The organism is Pseudomonas sp. WC1 (genome assembly GCF_050586565.1).
Classification (GTDB): Bacteria; Pseudomonadota; Gammaproteobacteria; order Pseudomonadales; family Pseudomonadaceae; genus Aquipseudomonas.
In genome coordinates, this window is the sequence record NZ_JBOBDQ010000052.1 from 24,477 (window position 1) to 42,946 (window position 18,470).

The following is an 18,470-nucleotide window of genomic DNA, read 5'->3' on the forward strand; positions in this document are numbered from 1 at the left end:
GCCCATCGCCGGCAAGCCGGCTCCCACACGCTCAGCGCAAGACTCGAAATTTGCGCAGGACTTGTGGGAGCCGGCTTGCCGGCGATGAGCCGCAAAGCGGCCCCGAAGGAATAACGCGAATTGTACCAGAACGACGGAAAGGATTCAGTGCTTGCCGCCGCCGGCACACACCGGCGAGGCCGGTGCCACACCGACCGCCGCCCATTCCTCAGGCGTGTAGGTGTGAATCGCCAGGGCGTGGATCTGGCCCATCAGATCACCCATGGTGGCGTAGACCTTCTGGTGGCGCTTGACGCTGTTCAGCCCGGCGAACTGCTCGCTGACCAGCACCGCCTTGTAGTGCGTTTCCTGGCCACGGCTGTGCATGTGGCTTTCGTTGTGCACTTCGAGGTGTTGCGTGCCCAGCGGCGCCAGTTGCTGCTCGATGCGTTGCTGCATGCTCATCGCGTCACGCTCACTTCTTCGCCGGGGCCTTGCCGGCGCTTGGGTCGAGTTCCTTGGTCATGTCTTCGAGCAGCTTGTTGACCACTGGCACGGCCGGTTCCAGGCTCTGCTGGGTCAGCTGGGCGGACTGCTGGGTGACCTTGGGCATTTCCCGCAGGACCTTCTTGCCCAGCGGCGATTGGTAGAACTTGACCAGATCGTTCAGCTCGGCCTCGGTGAAGGTCGCGGTGTACAGGTCGACCATCTTCGGCTTGAGTTTTTTCCAGCCGATGGCGTTGTCCAAGGCGGCGTTGGCCTTGGCCTGGTAGCTGTCGAGCACGGTTTTCTTGGAGGCCGGCGCCTTGGTCTGCTCGAAGCGCTGGGCGAACATCTGCTGGACCTGCATGTACACCGGGGTGCCCAGCTTGTCGGCATTGGCCAGGGTCAGGAATTTCTCGGCGGCAGCGTTGTGGGCTGGAGTGGCGGCGAGTACCTGGCCGCTGGCGCAAACCAGGGCAACGGCGGCACAGAGGACACGGAGACGGGTCATTGCATTTCCTTCAAGAAAGGGAGGCGAGTACCTCAGAGTAGAGCATTCTGCGCTGTGATGGCGAAGTGCTCAAGTGGCACGACGAGCGATGGAACCGCTCTGTCGAATCAGGGCCTAAACTGCGATTTCGAACCACAAAGGAGTGAGCGCAGCATGAGCCGTATCGAGACAGACAGCCTGGGCCCGGTCGAAGTTCCAGAGGGCGCCTACTGGGGTGCGCAAACCCAGCGTTCGCTGATCAACTTCGCCATTGGCAAGGAGCGCATGCCGCTCGCGGTGCTGCACGCCCTGGCGCTGGTCAAGAAAGCCGCTGCCCGGGTCAACGACCGCAACGGCGACCTGCCCGCCGACATCGCCCGCCTGATCGAGCAGGCCGCCGACGAAGTGCTCGACGGCGAACACGACGACCAGTTTCCGCTGGTGGTGTGGCAGACCGGCAGCGGCACCCAGAGCAACATGAACGTCAACGAGGTGATCGCTGGCCGCGCCAACGAGCTGGCCGGCAAGGGGCGCGGCGGCAAGGTGCCGGTGCACCCCAACGATCACGTCAACCGCTCGCAGAGCTCCAATGACTGCTTCCCCACCGCCATGCACATCGCCGCGGCCCAGGCGGTGCATGAGAAACTGCTGCCGGCGATCGCCGAACTGTCGGCCGGCCTGGCCGAGCTGTCGGCGCGCCACTCGCACCTGGTGAAAACCGGGCGCACGCACATGATGGACGCCACGCCAATCACCTTCGGCCAGGAGGTCTCGGCCTTCGTCGCCCAGCTCGACTACGCCCAGCGCGCCATCCGCGCGACCTTGCCGGCGGTTTGCGAGCTGGCCCAGGGGGGCACCGCCGTGGGCACCGGGCTCAATGCCCCGCACGGTTTCGCCGAAGCCATCGCCGCGGAGCTGGCGGCCTTGTCCGGCCTGCCGTTCGTCACCGCGCCGAACAAGTTCGCCGCCCTGGCCGGCCATGAGCCGCTGACCAGCCTGGCCGGGGCGCTGAAGACCCTCGCCGTGGCCCTGATGAAGATCGCCAACGACCTGCGGCTGCTGGGTTCCGGCCCGCGCGCGGGGATTGCCGAGGTACGCCTGCCAGCCAACGAGCCAGGGAGTTCGATCATGCCCGGCAAGGTCAACCCGACGCAGTGCGAGGCCTTGTCAATGCTGGCCTGCCAGGTGCTGGGCAACGATACGGCAATCGGCTTTGCCGCCAGCCAGGGCCACCTGCAACTGAACGTGTTCAAACCGGTAATCATCCACAACCTGCTGCAGTCGATCGAACTGCTGGCCGATGGTTGCAGCAACTTCCAGCAGCACTGCGTGGCCGGCATCGAGCCGGATGCCGAGCAGATGGCGGCGCACCTGGAGCGTGGATTGATGCTGGTGACAGCGCTGAACCCGCACATTGGCTACGACAAGGCGGCGGAAATCGCCAAGAAAGCCTATGCCGAGGGCAAGACCCTGCGCGAGGCGGCGCTGGAGCTCAAGTACCTGACCAACGAGCAGTTCGACCAGTGGGTGCGACCAGAGAACATGCTGGCGCCCGGCGGCAAGGGTTGATCCAGCGGCCTCATTGCGGTGCGCCGTGATGAGGCCGTCAATCAACCAGCGCGCGACGCGCTTTCCAGCCAGCCACCAGCGATGGCCCCAGCGCCACCAGCGCCGAACCCAGTACAACGGTCACCGCCCCGACATACCCCAGTCCATTGATCTGCTCGGCATGCACGTAGTCCGGCCATAGCCAGGCCGCCAGGGCCACCGCAACGAACGTCACCAACGGCGTCAGCGCAAGCGTCGCGCTCACCCGCGAGGCCTCCCAATGCGCCAGTGCCTCGGCGAACGCGCCATAGGCCACCAGTGTGTTCAGGCAGCAAGCCAGCAATAGCCAGCCTTGCAACGGGCTGAGCTGCAACGCCTCCAGCGGATGCACCCAAGGCGTCAGCAGCAGCGCGCAACAGACGTAGATCACCATCATCACCTGCTGCGAGTTCCACACCGTCAACAGTTGCTTTTGGCTCAGGGCATAGAACACCCAGATGCTGGTGGCCAGGATGATGGTGAGTACACCGGTGGTGTAGGTGCCGAGTGACGTGAGCAGTTCTTCCAGGCGCTGGTTGAAGAACAACGCGAATCCCAACAGCAGCACCAACAGGCCCAGGCCCTGCCCCAGGCTGAAGCGCTCCTTGAAGACGAATACGCTGGCCACCAGCAACAACACCGGCCCCAGTTGCACCACCAGTTGCGCGGTACCGGGACTGAGCAGGTTGAGCCCGACCAGGTACAACACGTAGTTGCCGACCAGACCCGCCACCGCGACGGCCACCAGCCCCTTGCCCTTGACGCCGAGTCGGCTGAACGACGGCAGTCGCCGATTGGCCGCCAGCCACGCGAACAGCAGGCCCCCGGATACGCTCAGGCGATACCAGGTGACGGTCACCGGATCCATCACCTGCAGCACCTGCTTGAGCTTGATCGGCAGAATGCCCCAGAGAAACGCGGTCAGCAGCGCCAGCAGCAGGCCCTGGACCCAGCGTCCGGAAGATATGTGCATGGTGTCCTCGAATCAGGCTTTGGCGGGGGAAGCTGCAGTCTAAAGGCTTGCCGGGAAGGATGTGGTGGGAAAAGATTTCATCAGGTCATTCCCAGGATGCATGCACAATGCGTGGGCGGGCTTTCGTGGGAGCGGCGGTGCGCCGATGCGACTTGCCCCGCGATAGGGCCAAGCCAACCCCCATACAAGATCCGCCTACTTCTTGTCCTTGGCGAACGCCGCCTCCAGCGCCTGGTTGATCGTGCGCAGCACCTTTACCCGCGCCCAGCGCTTGTCGTTGGCCTCCACCAGGGTCCACGGCGCGATCTCGGTGCTGGTGCGGTCGACCATGTCGCCCACCGCTTCGGAATAGACATCCCACTTGTCGCGGTTGCGCCAGTCTTCCTCGGTGATCTTGTAGCGCTTGAACGGGATCTGCTCGCGCTCCTCAAACCGCTCGAGCTGGGTTTGCTGGTCGATGGCCAGCCAGAACTTGACCAGCACCACGCCAGCATTGCTCAGTTGCTCCTCGAAATCGTTGATCTCGCCGTAGGCGCGCATCCAGTCCGCCGGGCTGCAGAAGCCCTCGACCCGCTCCACCAGCACCCGGCCATACCAGGAGCGGTCGAAGACGGTGAATTTGCCGCGCGCCGGAATGTGCCGCCAGAACCGCCAGAGGTACGGCTGGGCACGCTCTTCCTCGGTGGGCGCGGCAATCGGTACGATGCGGTACTGGCGCGGGTCCAGCGCCGCCGCCACGCGGCGAATGGCTCCGCCCTTGCCGGCAGCGTCGTTACCTTCGAAAACCGCCACCAGCGCATGCCGGCGCATGTGCTTGTTACGCAAAAGCCCCGCCAAGCGTGCCTGCTCGGTGACCAGCTGCTCTTCGTAATCGCGTTTGTCCAGGCGCTTGCTCAGGTCAAGTGCGCCCAGCAGGCTCTTCTGGTCAATGCTGCGCCCCAGCGGTGTCACATTGCCCTGGTGCTTGAGTGGCTTGTTGTCCAGCGCCGCCTGCAGGCTCTCCAACAGAATGCGCCCCACCGCGAGGCTGCGGTAATACGGATCGACGCCCTCGATCACGTGCCAAGGCGCGTAGTCGCGACTGGTACGACGCAGCACCCGCTCGCCGAAGCGCACGAAGCGGTCGTAGGTTTGCGACTGCTGCCAGTCCAGCGGGCTGATGCGCCAGTTGTGCAGCGGGTCTTCCTTGAGCGCCTTGAGCCGCGCCTTCATCTGTTTCTTGGACAAGTGGAACCAGAACTTGATGATCAGCGCGCCCTCGTCGCACAGCATCTGCTCCAGGCGCTCGGCGCCGGCGATGGCCTGGTCGAGCACCGCGTCCTTGAACTGGCCGTGCACCCGCCCTTCGAGCATCTGGCTGTACCAGTTGCCGAAGAACACGCCCATCCGCCCTTTCGGTGGCAGCGCCCGCCAGTAGCGCCAGGCCGGCGGGCGGGCCAGCTCTTCGTCGGTCTGCTGGTCGAAGGTGCGGACCTCGATCAGCCGCGGGTCCATCCATTCATTGAGCAGCTTGACCGTCTCGCCCTTGCCGGCGCCCTCGATGCCGTTGATCAGCACGATCACCGGAAAGCGTGCCTGCTGCTTGAGTTCGTACTGGGCTTCGAGCAGGGCCTCGCGCAGGGCGGGCACTTCGGCTTCGTAGGTGTCCTTGTCGATGCTGTGACCGATTTCGGCGGATTCGAACATGGAGGGCTCCTTCAATGGATAAGCAAGATTAGCGGATCGAGGAGGATTTTTGCGCCCTCTGCGCTCACCATCGCGACACCAGGCCGCTGCCACGAACGACGCAAGCGTCTGCAGATCGCTTAAGATCCCCCCCTTTGTTGCAACCGAGCCGACCATGTCCGACACCCTCCCCCCTACACAGGCCCAGATCGACTGGGATGACCAGGGCCGTCCCCACTCCCGGCAATACGATGATGTCTACTTCGCCATCAACGAAGGCATCGACGAGACCCTGCATGTGTTCATCGAGCAGAACCACCTGCGCCAGCGCTTCGCCGAGCTGCAGCCGCATGCCTGCCTGGTGATCGGTGAAACGGGTTTTGGCACCGGCATGAACTTCTTCTGTGCCTGGCAACTGTTCGCGGAGCTTGCGCCCGCCGAGGCGCGACTGCATTTCGTCAGCGTCGAGAAGTACCCGCTGGCCCGCGACGACCTGGCCCGCGCCATGCAACTGTGGCCGGAGCTGGCCGCCTTCACCCAGCCGTTGCTGGAACAGTACGTGGCGATCCACCCAGGCTTCCAGCAATTCAGCCTCGCCGGTGGCCGCGTCACCCTGACCCTGATGATCGGCGACGCGCTGGAACAGTTGCCTCAGCTCGATGCCCGCATCGACGCCTGGTTCCTCGATGGCTTCGCCCCGGCAAAGAACCCCGACATGTGGACGCCGGAACTGTTCGCCCAGCTGGCGCGGCTGTCGCACCCCGGCACTACCCTGGGTACCTTCACCACCACCGGCTGGGTGCGTCGCTCGCTGATCGAGGCCGGCTTTACCATGAAGAAAGTGCCGGGCATCGGCAAGAAGTGGGAAGTGATGCACGGGGTCTACAGCGGTGCGCCGGCCACTGGCGCACCACCCTGGTACGCACACCCGACAGCCGCATCGGGGCCACGCGAAGCGCTGGTGATCGGCGCCGGCCTGGCCGGCAGCGCCACCGCCCAGAGCCTGGCAGCACGGGGCTGGCAGGTCTGCGTGCTGGAGCGCCACGACGGCCCGGCCCGGGAGGCCTCGGGCAATCCACAAGGTGTGCTGTACCTGAAGCTTTCCGCCCACGGCACAGCCCTTTCGCAGATGATCCTCGCCGGCTTCGGCTACACCCGCCGCTGGCTCGAGCACCTGCAGCATGGCCAGGACTGGGAGGCCTGCGGCGTATTGCAACTGGCTTTCGATGACCAGGAGAACGCGCGCCAGGCCAAGCTGGCCGCGGCCTTTGACAACAGCCTGCTACAGCGCCTGGAGCGCGCCCAGGCCGAAGCCATCGCCGGGGTCGCGTTGCCCAGCGGCGGCCTGTACTACCCAGAAGGTGGCTGGGTGCACCCACCTGCGCTGTGCCAGGCCCAACTGGGTCACCCGCGTATCCGCCTGCTTACCCACGCCGATGTGCTCGAACTGCGCCGTTCCGATGGCCTGTGGCAGGCCTGGGAAGGTGAGCGCCTGTTGGCCAGCGCACCACTGGTGGTGCTGGCCGGCGCCGCCGAGATCCGTAGTTTCCCGGCGTGCGCCGGGCTGCCGCTCAAGCGCATTCGTGGGCAGATCACCCGCCTGCCCGTGACCGAAGGCAGCCGTGCGCTGCGCACCGTGGTCTGTGCCGACGGCTACGTGGCACCCCCGCGAGGGGACGAGCACACCCTTGGCGCCAGCTTCGACTTCAACAGCGAAGACCTGGCACCGACTGTGGCCGAGCATCAGGGTAACCTGGCTCTGCTCGATGATATCTCGCCAGCCCTCGCCACCCGCCTGTGCACCGCCGAGCTGGACCCGGCACAGTTGCAGGGTCGGGCGGCGTTTCGCTGCACCAGCCCGGATTACCTGCCCATCGTCGGGCCGATGGCCGATGTCGAGGCGTTCAACGAGGCTTACGCCATGCTGGGCAAGGATGCGCGGCAGGTACCGGACGTGGCCTGCCCGTGGCTGGAGGGGTTGTACGTGAACAGTGGGCACGGCTCGCGCGGCCTGATCACAGCGCCGTTGTCTGGTGAGTTGATTGCGGCGTGGGTCACTGGTGAGCCGCTGCCGGTGCCCAGGGCGGTGGCCGAGGCATGTCATCCCAACCGCTTCGCGCTGCGTCGGCTCATCCGCGGCAAGTAGCGCGCCATTGAACGCAAAAGGCCGCCGCATCAAATCGGATGCGGCGGCCTTTTGCCGGGTGCTCAGCGTCGACGCGGCTGGCGCTTGCGCTGTTCTTCGTCGGTCGGGATCGGCACCGGCTGCAACGGTGGCGGGAGCAGGCCCAGGGCGACAGCGAGGTCATGGAGCCAGTTGTACATGCGTTCGTTCATATTGCCCCCTTGACGGGTCAGCCTCTCGGTCAATCAATCTTGCGATGCGTCATACAGATCATAGTCCGATGTCTTGTATTGCGCATGCCTCTGCTTTTACAGATATGGGCGATTCTGACCCGGATCAAGCGCAGATGGCAGCTTCCGACGGTCGGTCAATCGTTTCGCTTTGTTGCAAATCAATCCAGGCCTGCAGATTGGCCCCGCGTTTGCCCTGGCGCCACATCAACCAGGTCATCGCATGATCGAACGGTGCCTGCAATCGGTGGGCACGCACCTGGTCGCGCCCTGGCAGGCTGTCGAGCATCGACTGCGCCATCAAAGCCACCCCGGCCCCGGCGATCACGCAGGCCAGCATGCTCTGGTAGGACTCGATCTCCATCACCCGGCCCATGGGCGTGTGGGCATGGGCATACCAGGCTTCCAGACGCATACGGTACGAGCAGCCCTGGCGGAAGGTGAACACCGCCTTGCCGGCGACATCCCTGGCGCTGTGCACCACCGGGTGCTCGGGGCTGGTGATCAGTACCAGCGTTTCCTCGCACAGTGGCACGCCATCCAGCCCGGCCAGGTTGAGCGGGCCGTCGACCAACGCCGCGTCCAACCGATGGCTGAGCACGCCTTCGAGCAGTTCGGCACTAGGCGCCGCCTGGACCTGCAGGTTCACTGCTGGATAGGCCTGGTGATAACGCGCCAGTAGCGCCGGCAAGTGGATGGCCGCCGTGCTGTACATGGTGCCCAGCACGAAATCTCCAGCTGGCTGGCCACCCTGCACCGCCGTGAGCGCCTCGTCACGAAGGTTGGACAGGCGTTGAGCATAATCCAGCAGTACCTTGCCAGCCGGCGATAACTGCAGACGCTGGCGCTCGCGTAGGAACAGCTCCACCCCCAGCTGCTCCTCGAGCTGACGCAGGCGCGTCGACAGGTTCGACGGCACCCGATGCAAGCGTTCGGCGGCGCGGGTCAATGACCCCTCCTCGGCCACGGCCTGGAAGATGCGCAGTTGGCTGAACTCCATGAGATTCTCCAAAACAGAACAACTTCATCATCATTATTCAATTTTATTGAAAGTCAATGCGCCCTACCCTGCCATCCATCGCATCCCCTTCGTGCAGGAGACTTTCCATGTCGCCCTTCGTGCAACTGCTGGCCAGCGCCGTGGCGCTGATGATGGCCATGGGCATCGGCCGCTTCGCCCTGACCCCGCAACTGCCCCGGCTGATCGCCGAGGGCCAGTTCGACCTGACCGCTGGCGGCCTGGTCGCCGCCGCCAACTACCTGGGCTACTTCCTCGGCGCGGTGGACGCCATGTTCGCCCGCCAGCCACGCCAGGTCCGCCAGCGCCTGCATGGCGGGCTGTGGCTGTGCGTATTGCTGACCCTGGCATCGTGGGCGGCCGACGGATTCTGGAGCCATTTGCTGCTGCGCTTCGGCACCGGCGTGGCCAGCGCCTGGGTGCTGGTGATGATCGCCAGCCTCAGCCAGCAACTGGCCAGTGCCCATGGCCGTCAGCGCCTCGGCGCACTGGTGTTCGCCGGACCCGGTGTAGGGATTGCGGTGACAGGCTTGCTGGCCTTGGCTGCGCACCTGCTGGAGCTGGATTCGGCGGCCCTGTGGCTGGTTTACGGGGTCGCCGCTCTGGTCATGCTGCTCGCGGTGCTGCCGTGGCTGCCGCGAGCGCTCGAGCCCGTCACCTTGCCCCCTGGCACCGACCGCGGCCCCAACAATGGCATCGGCCGCCTGGGTCTGGTCTACGCGCTCTACGGGATCGGCTACATCCTGCCAGCCACCTTCCTGTCGCAGATGGCCAGCCAGCAGTTCCATGGGCAATGGCTGGCCGACCTGTTCTGGCCGGCGTTCGGCCTGGCCTCGGCGCTGGGTGTGATGATCGTCAGCCTGCGCCGCTCGGGCCGCACCTCGACCTGGCTGAGCATCACCCTGTGGCTGCAAGGGCTGGGGGTACTGGCCTGCCTGCTGGGGGGCGGCGTCGGCCTGGCATTGGGCGTGCTGCTGTGCGGCGGGCCGTTCCTGGCCTGCATGCAACTGGTGATGCAGCGCTCGCGGGAGCTGGCGCCTCATGCCACGCAGCGCAATGCCGGGATGTTGACCGCTTGTTTCGCCCTTGGGCAATTGAGTGGGCCGTTGCTGGCGGCGTTGAGCAGCCATTTCAGTGGGGGATTACAGCCCGCACTGGTACTGGCTGCGGTAGGGATGGGATTGGCCGGGATATTGACCGGGGGCTTCTCGGGTCCACCAACCTGTGCCAGCTTGAGACAGGCAGGCTGACCCTGTGATGAGGCAAGCCCTTGTGGGAACGGGCTTGCCTCGCGATAGGGCCGGAACTGCCGACCGCTTACCCCACCAGTTTGCGCAACTGCTGCCGCACCCACGCCTCGGCGCTGACCATGATCACCCCGAGCAGCACCATAACCGCGCCGATCACGAAGTTCAGGCTCAGCGGCTCGTCCAGCAGCAGCACACCGAAGGTCACCCCGAACAGCGGCGTGATGAAGGAAAACACCGCCAGGTTCGAGGCCAGGTACTTGCGCAGCAACCAGAACCAGGTCAGGTAACTCACGAACGACACCACGATCCCCTGGAACAGCACGCTGCCCACCGCCAGCGGGGTCAGCGAGAAATCGGCGATCTGCCCGCTCACCAAGGCGATCAGCACCAGCCCGACAAACCCCACTGCCAGCTGGTAGAACAAAGTCAGGGTCGCCGGCGCCTCGGACAACCGCGAGCCGCGCACCACCACCGTGGTCGCGCCCCACGCCAGGCCCGCGAGGATCGCCAGCGCGTCGCCAAGCAGCATGCGCCCATCGAGGTGCTCCAGGGAAACACCGCCCGCGAAGGCCAGGGCAATTCCGCCGAACGCCAGCAGGATCCCCAGCCACTGCAACAGCCGCAGCCGCTCGCTGGGCATCATGAAATGCAGCCCCAGGGCGGTGAAGATCGGCGCGGTGTAGAGGAACACCGACATATGCGCCGCCGAGGTCAGCTTCAGCCCCTCGGCGATGAACAGGAACTCCAGCCCGAACAGCGCGCCGGCCAGCAGCCCGGCACGCCAGGTACTGCCGACCTGGTTCCAACCACCCCGGAAGCACACCAGCAAGCCGACCAGTACCGCCGCGATGCCATTACGAAACGCCGCCTGCATGACCGGTGCGATATCCACCGCGGCGGATTTGATCAGCACCTGCTGGCAGCCCCAGATCAGGCACAGCCCCAGCATGACCTGGAAAGCAAAAGCGTCGGGGTTCTTGCGGACCGCGGTCATGGGCGGCCCCTCTGCGGGTTGAACGACATGGCAAGGCTCGGCAGTGAGAATGGATCCCGATTATCGGGGGACCGGCCTTGCCGATGCCAGTCTAAATTGACCCGCCAGCGATCTGCGCCTTGGCCGAGACGTGCTCGAAGGTGGCTTCATCCAGGGCATCGGGCTGTTCATCGAGCACCTGGCGTGGGTGTTCGAAGCCCGGAATGCTGCTGTCGATCAGGCTGAGCAGGCGCGAACCGCGTGGGCTGAGGACGAAATTCTCGCCGTTGCCGCCTTCCGCTTCAGGCCGGCTCTCGATGAACCCCCGTTTCAAGAGGATCTTTTCGTACTCGCAGGCCTGGGCCTTGATCTGGTTCAGATCGCCCGGTGCCTCGCCATCAGCGGCCAGCGCGGCGGCATGCTGCTCGGCATAGGGGCGCGGCGTAAAACTGTGACCGGCGCCGTTCTGCACTTCGTGCAGCAAGCGTTCGATCAGGTCCCAGTCGTATGTGCTCATGGGGTAAGCCTCCTGCTGTGGACAAGTAGGTACACAGCGTGGGACTGACAGAGGTTGCCAGGTGTTCCATCAAAACCACGAACCCGCTCATTGCTCTGCGCAGCGCGCCCTGCAGGTTACAAGTCGTTCAGCATTTCACGGATGTATTCGGAAAAACTGTCCGCAACCTGATGAGCCTCACGGCTCACCGGGTCGATATCGACGACCACCCAACCGTTGTTCGTGTCAAACCCTGAACAGTATCCCTGCAGGTCATCCCCGAACAGCAGTATGCCTTCCAGGGCGTTCTCCCCATCCTCATCGTAGACCTGGTCAGGCGTAAGCAGGCCTTCGTACAACATATAGGCCGCCTCACCCACTTCCCCCCATCCAAGCTCCCTGATGAATGCCAGGTAATCAGCCGGCACCTGCGAATGGGCGCCAGCCAGCGCCGAGAGCACCTGCGCTTCGGCGGTCGCCAGTTTGGAAAGGGGGCCGGACACCTTGTCCGGCTGTAGATCGTCATACATTCCCATTCACCCTACCCTCTTATCGTGATGTGAAGATTTCCCTGCCCACACTGTCTTTCCCATGGATGCCACCTTGATGCTGGTCGGGGAAGCGTGCCGGGTGCATGTTCCACCATTCGTTAGGTCCGCCGAACCCACTTTCGATGATGTGGTGCGCATCGTAGGGCTGTCCGGCCTTACGTACCACCTTTGTCCCATCCTTGCTCATCACATTTTCGGTGTAGCGGGGCCACGTCTGGCCTGTCTTGGTTTCCCACTGGCCGATCAGCTCGTCCTTGATCTTGTTGAACTCGCGTCGGTGTTTCTGGGTTTCCTTGGGCGTGAGCTTGGTGTAGTTCTTTTCCCGCAAGGCATTTGCCAGGTTGTCGCGTTGCTCGGCGGTGACTTTCAGGCCCGTGTGCGCCTCCAGCTCATTGAGATAACGCCGTGCCTGGCTGGAAAGCTGGGTGAACGCCGATGCCGGCCCCTTGGGCGGCCCCTCGCCGGCAGGAGGCTCGTGCGGCTTGCGGGTGTCCGGCACATCCAGGTGAGAGCCCGGCCCATTGCTTCCTTCATGGTGGGTGCCGCCCTTGCGTCCTGGTATGGCGCCCATGATCACGCTGGTGATCAACTTGCCACCGCCAATCAGGAAGTCGCCGCCTTCCTTCTTGTCGAGGTCGCCCTCTCCCTCCATGCGCTCGGCAATGTACTTGCCAACCTTCGCCACGGCCGCCTCGACCTTAGCATTGAAGTCCTTGCCCAGCTCCGTCTGGTCGATCACCTGGCTGACAGCCATCTGAATGACAGCCTTGGGACCTTGCAGCATGGCAATTGCCACGGTGACCGCCTCGGCCGCATCCGGATGCGCACCCAGGTACTCGTTGATGGTAGAGACGTAGGTCAGTGTCCATTGGACGCTGTCGCGCTCCGCCGTGACATGCGTTGTATCAAGCTCAAGAGCCCCCAGTTTTCGCTCGAGCTCCCGGGTGAAATCCTGCGACTGCTCGAACACATGCTCAAGATTGTTGAGCTGCTGCAATACCTGGGTCTGGAAGTCTTCATTGCCCATCAAGACCATGGCATCGCGTGGCGACATCCCTGCCAGGATCAACGACTCGAGGGTGTTTTCCGCCAGCGCCCGGCCCGCGACCGCGACAGCGCCGCTGTCCATTGGCCGCCCGGTCATCCGCTGGTAACGATTGACCAGAGCGTTGAGGGCATTGCCGGCCTGTTCGAAGTTCTTCAGCGCCGTCTTGTCGTAGTCGAGCAGCCCATCGCTCCACTTCTGTAGCGTCTCCTTGGGATTGAGCACATCGTTCAGCGAGCTGTCGGTCACATAGAGATCGGTGCGCGACTCCTTGTCCCGCGTGATTTCGTAGGCTTTGTCGAGGTCACGGTTCAGCCCGACGGTGGAGTCCTGGCCGCTCTCGGCGTCCTTGCGCACAGTGATATCACCTGCACCCACGGTGGCACGGACGGTCTGCTCACGGTCCTTTTCATACTCCCAGCCGCTGACGCTCCAGCTGGTCTGGTTCTTCGGGCCCTTCTCGTCGTTACCTGCGTCTGCGGTGACCTTGCCGTTGGAAGGATCCTGCTCGGCACTGGCCGAACCCTTCTTCCAGCTGCCACCCACATTCAGGTAGTAACCGTGCTCCTTGTCCTTGCCGGCAATGTCGCTGAAGCCCAGGGTGCCGGTGTCGAGTTTGAGATTGCCGTTGTCGGCGGCGATCAGCGCACCGTCGAGCTGGGTGTGGTTCTCGGTGCGGATATCGACCTTGTCACGCCCGGTGATGCGAGTCTGGTCCTCGACCCACTCGGTCTTGCCGGTGGTCTTGCCATAGCCGACCGACCCACTGACACCGGCGCCCGGGCCCACGGTGACAGTGGCATTGATGTCGAACTCCTTGCCCTTGACCTTGCCAGTGTCGATGGCCGAGGCCACGTTGAGGTCGCCACCGACACGGCCGATCACTTCGTCGCCGCGTACCTGGGCGCCCTTGATGTTGGTGTCCTTGCCGCTGGTGAACTTCAGCTGGTCACCGGCATACACGTAGGCTTGCTGATGACGCTGGGTTTCACGCTCCAGGTCGCCCTTGCCCATGTTGACGCTGGCGTAAACGCCCACACCTTCCGAGCCGAAGGTCAGGCCGACCTCGCCACCGCCGCTATGACGGTTCTGCTCCTGCTGGCTGTCGTTCTTGGCAGCCACGATGTTCAGCTCATTCCCCGCGTTCAACTCCACATCGCGACCGGCCTTGACCTGACTGCCCACGATGTTCAGGTCATTGCTGGCATCGAGCTTGATGTTGCCCCCGGCCTCCAGCTGCGCAGGCGTGGAGGTACCCTGCTGGCTATCGGCACTGGCAGTGCCATGGCTGCCGCCGATGCCGACCTTGAAGCCACCGCTGGTGCCACCATGCACGCCGCCCCAGCTCTGCGACTGGTTGTTTTCCTGGCTGCTGCTGCCCTTGGCGACATCTATGTTGATATCCCGGCCTTTGATGTCGATGTCACGCCCGGCCTGGACCTTGCTGCCCTTGATATTGACGTCGTTGCCAGCCTGCATCTTCACATCGTTGCCGGCGTCCAGCGTCGAAGGCCGATTGCTCTGCTCCACGCTTTGCTGGCTGCTGGTCTGCTTGCTGTTGCCGATCTTGCCGTCACCGGTGGGGCCGGTGAAGAACTGGCCGATGGCATCCACGGTCTGCAAGGTGCTGGAACCCTTGCTGACACCATCCTCGCCCTTGCCGGTATTGCTTATCGCATCCTTGGTACTGCCGGCGTTATGTTTGATCGAGCCGCTGACCCCCTGGCTCTCATACTCGCGCTCCTGCTCCTGAATACGCGTGTCACGGCCGGCATCGATGTTGATGTCTCGTCCGGCGCCAAGGCTGATATCGTGCCCCGCCAGCAAGTCCGAACCGGTCTGGTTGATATCACGTCCAGCATTGATATCCAGGTCCTTGCCAGCCTGGATGCGACTGCCGGCAGCCAACTGCTCGCGCAGGCGGTCCTTGGCTTTCTCTTTTTCAACGCCCGCGAAGAAATTGGTACCGTTGTCGTCGGTGTCCGAATGCAGCCCGACGCTGCTCGACTTGGACCACTGTGTATCGTCACGTTGGTTCTGCGCCGCAGTGATGTTCACGTCACGCCCGGCATTCAGGCTGACATTGCGTCCGGCATTGATGCCGCTACCGAGCACGTTGATATCGCGTTCCGCCTCCAGAGTGGCGTCGCGTACGGCGACCACTTGGCTGCCGACACTGGTGCTGCTGCGCGCTTCATGCCCGGAGGTCTTTGCCGACGCAATCGAGACCGAGGGGATCGAGACGTTTTGCACGCCCGGCAGCATCAGCGCTGTCGGCGACAGCATGTCCTTGACCGAAAGCGAGAGCTTGAGCTTCTGCTTGTACTCCTCGCTGCGGCTATAGGCGGTGTCGTTGGCCGACACCAGGTTGACATCGCCCTCGTCGTCCACCAACCCGGCGCGTAGCTCCACATCGTTGCCGGCATTGGCCTTGCTCGCGCGCAAGCGCACATCGCTGCCAGCCGCCAGGACAATGTCGTTGCCGGCATCGAGCTCGCTGCCCACCTGCGTGGCGCGGGTCTGCAGCTGGCTCTTGCCGCTCTTCGACAGGCCCAGGAAGCCGGACTTGGTCTTCTTGCTGAACTCGCCGTGTTCCTCGACGCCGGACAACACCGCCACATCGCGCGTCGCGCCAATCATGAGGTCGCCGCCGGCCTTGAGCTGGCTGCCGATCACCGTGACATCGCGGCCGCCGTCCAGGGAGATGCCGCCATAGTCCTGCTTACTGACGTTGACGGTGAGATCGCCACCCGCCTCGATCACCGAGGCGACGTTGGTGCTGTGGTAGCTCTCCTTCTGGTTCGAACTCTTGCGACCGAACGACCCCTTGCTCTTCTTGAGGTAATAGGACGCGCTTTCGTTCTGGTCGGAAGCGATGGTCAGGTCGCGCTCGACGTCGATGTCGACATCGCCCTTGCCCTTGACCTGGCTGGCGACGATGGCCATGTCCTGGCCGGCAGACAGCGACACGTCACCCCCGGCCTTGACCGTGGTCGAGACCTGGGTGACCTGGTCCTTGGACTGGGTGACCTTCTTGCTGCGGCTGAAGCTGTGGGCTTCGTTGGCGGCGGAGGTCAGGTTCAGGTCCTCGCCTGCGGCCAGGGAGAGGTTGCGGCCCGCATCGATCTGGCTGGCCACCGCGGTGAGATCACGGCCCGCGCCAATGCTCAGGTCGCGACCGGCGGTAACCGTCGCGCCATGCTGCTGCACGGTGTTGTTGCGCTGGCGGTTGCTGTAGAAGCCTTCGCGCTCCTCGACCGACAGCACGCTGACATCGCGCCCGGCGTTGAGGGACAGGTCGCCGCCACTCTGGATCACGCTGGCGACGTTGTTGATATCCTGGCCGGCCTTGAGGCTGAGGCTGTTCCCGGCTTCGATACGGGCGGCGTTATCCAGGTAGTCCTTGTGCTGGCTGGTGCCGCCGAAATGGGTGACGGCGCGCACCTGGTCACGCTGGTTGAGGATATCGCCATTGACCGCAGTCAGGCTCACGTCGCGCCCGGTGATGATGCCGCCGGCGCTGTTGCTCAGGTTGTTGCCGGCCAGCAGTTCCAGACGCTCTCCGGCCTGGATCAGGCCAGTGTTGACCAGGTTGTTGCCAGCGGTGGCGGACAGGTTGCGGCTGGCCTGCAAGGTCCCGACGTTGGTCAGGTTCTCGCCGGCGATCAGTTGTACGTCCTGGCCGGCGATCAACGCACCGTTGGGGGCCAGGCGGTTGTTGGCCTGGGCCAGGTAAAGCACCGGGACCAGGACCTCTTCGCCGTTGACCTGGTGTTTTTCCATCCACACGATGTCATGGGTCAGCGCCGCCACCTGGGAGGCCGTCAGGCCCACACCCAGGCTCAGCTGGAGCTGGTCCTTGCTGCGGATGGCGTTGTCCATCAGGTACTTGAACAGCTGATCGCCAGAGGTCTGGCCATCGATGAACTGCTGGCCGGTACGGGCCACCACCGCCTGCTGGATCAGGCGCTGCTCGTAGAGTCCATCACCCAGGCGCTTCCAACTCTGGTCCGGGTCGTAGCCCAGGTTGCCGAGCAGATAGTCCGAGCTCATGAACTGCTTGAGGTCGGTGAGGACCGGGTTGGTCTCGATCAGATATTTGTGTGGCTTGCTGGTGTACTGGCTGTCCGGCATACGGGTGACACCCGCAATGTCGGGACGCGCGCTGATCCCCAGGTTGCCGTTGACCGAGGGTTCCCGGGCATCGGCACCGGGATGTCGCGTCGCGCGATTGACGTCGACCGGTGCGCCGTTCGGTGCGTAGACACCGATGGTACTTGCGTTGCCGCCCACGGCACCGCCCTGATGGGCGATGCGGTCGATCTGCTGATGGCTCTGGTTCCCCGCACTGGCATCCACAGCCTGCAGCGCACCAGGCTGGGCGCCTGGGGTCGACACCTGGCGGCCTTGGGTCAAGACTTCAGCACTGCCAAGCGTCCAGCTCGGGGCTGTACCACCTGCGCCACTGCCGCCCTGACCACTCAGGCGGAACAGTCCATTCTGCCCGGTGGGCAAGGTGAAACCACCCAAGGCGAGTGGGTTGACCTGTTGTTGTGCCAGGTCAGGGGGAAGCTGGGCATGAATATTGATGACCGTGCTGCCGGCAGCGCTCGGCAACTTGGGGTCGAACGCCTTGGCTGCCGGGCCACCGACCGTCAGCCCTTCCTGGATGACGCTGTTGATCACGTCCCTGGTGGCGTTGATGCTTACCCGGCCACCCGCCTGTACAACGGCATTCGCCGCACCGACCTGGGTGTCATGCACGATGGTGCGCGGATCGAAGAACGTGACGCCTTGAATCTGCGCGGGCAGCGGCGCTCTCACATCAGGGTTGTATGCCGGCGCGATGTTCAGCGAGCCGATCGAGAATCCGTCAAACCAGCTCTTCCAGCCGATGACCGCGATGGTGTTGTAGTTTGCGGTACCGCCAAGCCGGGTATAGGGCGTGATGCGTGATTCGTTCCAGTTGGCATCCCACATTCGCATCGTGCCTACGACATTCCTGCCGCCGTTACTGGTGTCCCTTTTATATTCCGGGTCATTGGCAGCGTTATAGCGCATCACCGCGGCAAAGTACGGCATGGCGTATTTGACCTTGTCAACGCCTGTCAGGTAGAACGACTTCAGCTCCGAATAGGTGCCCAGTGCCTCGCCCTTGTTGAGGAAGTTCTGCACGTTGACCGTGATATCACGCTGGGCGGTGATCACCGAAGCCGAGTTCTCCAGCCGCCCCCCGAGCACAAACAGGTCGCGGCCAGCACGGATTGCCCCGGCAGGCGAGTCGATCTCGACCTTTCTCTCGTAGTACTCTTCGAGCACCATATGACCGGCGCCCGGCCCAGTCTGACGCATACCGATCGAGCTCCACTTCGGTGTGCCCGTGGTCTTGAAAACCTCCTTCCTGTTCTCGATGGCCTGCGCATTCAGGCGCATGTCCCCGGCACTCTCGAGGCTGCCGGAAATGTTCTCCACCTTGTTCGCCAGACCGCCCGCGGCATTGCCGGCCACCGTCAAGCCACCCAGGCTGTAGACGTCGCCATAGAAGTTGGTCAAGGCGCCGGTATACAGCTGCATGTCCCCGCCACTGAACAACAGGCTGTGATCG

13 protein-coding genes are annotated in these 18,470 nt (G+C 63.9%); 3 read left to right on the forward strand and 10 right to left on the reverse strand.

The features are described from left to right. Positions 1 to 144: 144 nt before the first annotated feature. Positions 145 to 444, reverse strand: a complete 300-nt coding sequence (locus ACQ4OD_RS20590; protein ID WP_102684346.1) for a BolA family protein — start codon at positions 442 to 444, stop codon at positions 145 to 147. Between the two features lie 10 nt (positions 445 to 454). Then, positions 455 to 973 (reverse strand): DUF2059 domain-containing protein, encoded by a 519-nt coding sequence (locus tag ACQ4OD_RS20595; protein WP_110698029.1) that lies wholly within the window; start codon positions 971 to 973, stop codon positions 455 to 457. Positions 974 to 1,126: 153 nt separating this feature from the next. Here ACQ4OD_RS20595 and ACQ4OD_RS20600 point away from each other — a divergent pair, with 153 nt between their 5' ends. Beyond that, a complete protein-coding gene (locus ACQ4OD_RS20600; protein ID WP_102684348.1) occupies positions 1,127 to 2,521 on the forward strand; it encodes a class II fumarate hydratase in 1,395 nt (464 codons plus the stop codon). Positions 2,522 to 2,558: 37 nt separating this feature from the next. On the opposite strand, the gene ACQ4OD_RS20605 is transcribed toward ACQ4OD_RS20600, so the two are convergent. Both ACQ4OD_RS20605 and pap read right to left on the reverse strand, forming a co-directional pair. Beyond that, positions 2,559 to 3,512 (reverse strand): DMT family transporter, encoded by a 954-nt coding sequence (locus ACQ4OD_RS20605; RefSeq protein WP_139672888.1) that lies wholly within the window; start codon positions 3,510 to 3,512, stop codon positions 2,559 to 2,561. A 195-nt stretch (positions 3,513 to 3,707) separates the two neighbouring features. Beyond that, on the reverse strand, positions 3,708 to 5,198 hold the full coding sequence (gene pap / locus ACQ4OD_RS20610) for a polyphosphate:AMP phosphotransferase (protein WP_139672891.1): 1,491 nt from the start codon (positions 5,196 to 5,198) through the stop codon (positions 3,708 to 3,710). A 154-nt stretch (positions 5,199 to 5,352) separates the two neighbouring features. On the opposite strand from pap, the gene mnmC reads away from it, so the two are divergent. Further along, positions 5,353 to 7,323 (forward strand): bifunctional tRNA (5-methylaminomethyl-2-thiouridine)(34)-methyltransferase MnmD/FAD-dependent 5-carboxymethylaminomethyl-2-thiouridine(34) oxidoreductase MnmC, encoded by a 1,971-nt coding sequence (gene mnmC / locus ACQ4OD_RS20615; RefSeq protein ID WP_430944846.1) that lies wholly within the window; start codon positions 5,353 to 5,355, stop codon positions 7,321 to 7,323. Positions 7,324 to 7,385: 62 nt separating this feature from the next. On the opposite strand, the gene ACQ4OD_RS20620 is transcribed toward mnmC, so the two are convergent. Beyond that, positions 7,386 to 7,514 carry a PA1414 family protein gene (locus tag ACQ4OD_RS20620; protein WP_256206021.1) on the reverse strand — a complete coding sequence of 43 codons (129 nt, stop codon included), beginning with the start codon at positions 7,512 to 7,514 and terminating at the stop codon, positions 7,386 to 7,388. A gap of 124 nt (positions 7,515 to 7,638) precedes the next feature. Next, entirely contained in the window at positions 7,639 to 8,532 is an 894-nt protein-coding gene (gene ptrR, locus ACQ4OD_RS20625) for a putrescine utilization regulator PtrR (protein ID WP_430944847.1), read from the reverse strand. A 107-nt stretch (positions 8,533 to 8,639) separates the two neighbouring features. On the opposite strand from ptrR, the gene ACQ4OD_RS20630 reads away from it, so the two are divergent. Continuing rightward, on the forward strand, positions 8,640 to 9,800 hold the full coding sequence (locus tag ACQ4OD_RS20630; protein WP_430944848.1) for an MFS transporter: 1,161 nt from the start codon (positions 8,640 to 8,642) through the stop codon (positions 9,798 to 9,800). A gap of 67 nt (positions 9,801 to 9,867) precedes the next feature. Here the strand turns inward: ACQ4OD_RS20630 and ACQ4OD_RS20635 are convergent, their stop codons facing one another. The 4 genes from ACQ4OD_RS20635 to ACQ4OD_RS20650 form a co-directional block, all read right to left on the reverse strand. After that, positions 9,868 to 10,794, reverse strand: a complete 927-nt coding sequence (locus tag ACQ4OD_RS20635; protein ID WP_258701069.1) for a DMT family transporter — start codon at positions 10,792 to 10,794, stop codon at positions 9,868 to 9,870. Positions 10,795 to 10,885: 91 nt separating this feature from the next. Continuing rightward, entirely contained in the window at positions 10,886 to 11,290 is a 405-nt protein-coding gene (locus ACQ4OD_RS20640) for a transcriptional regulator (RefSeq protein ID WP_258598862.1), read from the reverse strand. Positions 11,291 to 11,406: 116 nt separating this feature from the next. Beyond that, on the reverse strand, positions 11,407 to 11,799 hold the full coding sequence (locus ACQ4OD_RS20645) for an SMI1/KNR4 family protein (RefSeq protein WP_139672906.1): 393 nt from the start codon (positions 11,797 to 11,799) through the stop codon (positions 11,407 to 11,409). 19 nt (positions 11,800 to 11,818) lie between these two features. Next, positions 11,819 to 18,298: a hemagglutinin repeat-containing protein gene (locus tag ACQ4OD_RS20650; RefSeq protein ID WP_430944849.1), complete on the reverse strand. Its 6,480-nt coding sequence runs from the start codon at positions 18,296 to 18,298 to the stop codon at positions 11,819 to 11,821. Positions 18,299 to 18,470: the final 172 nt, after the last annotated feature.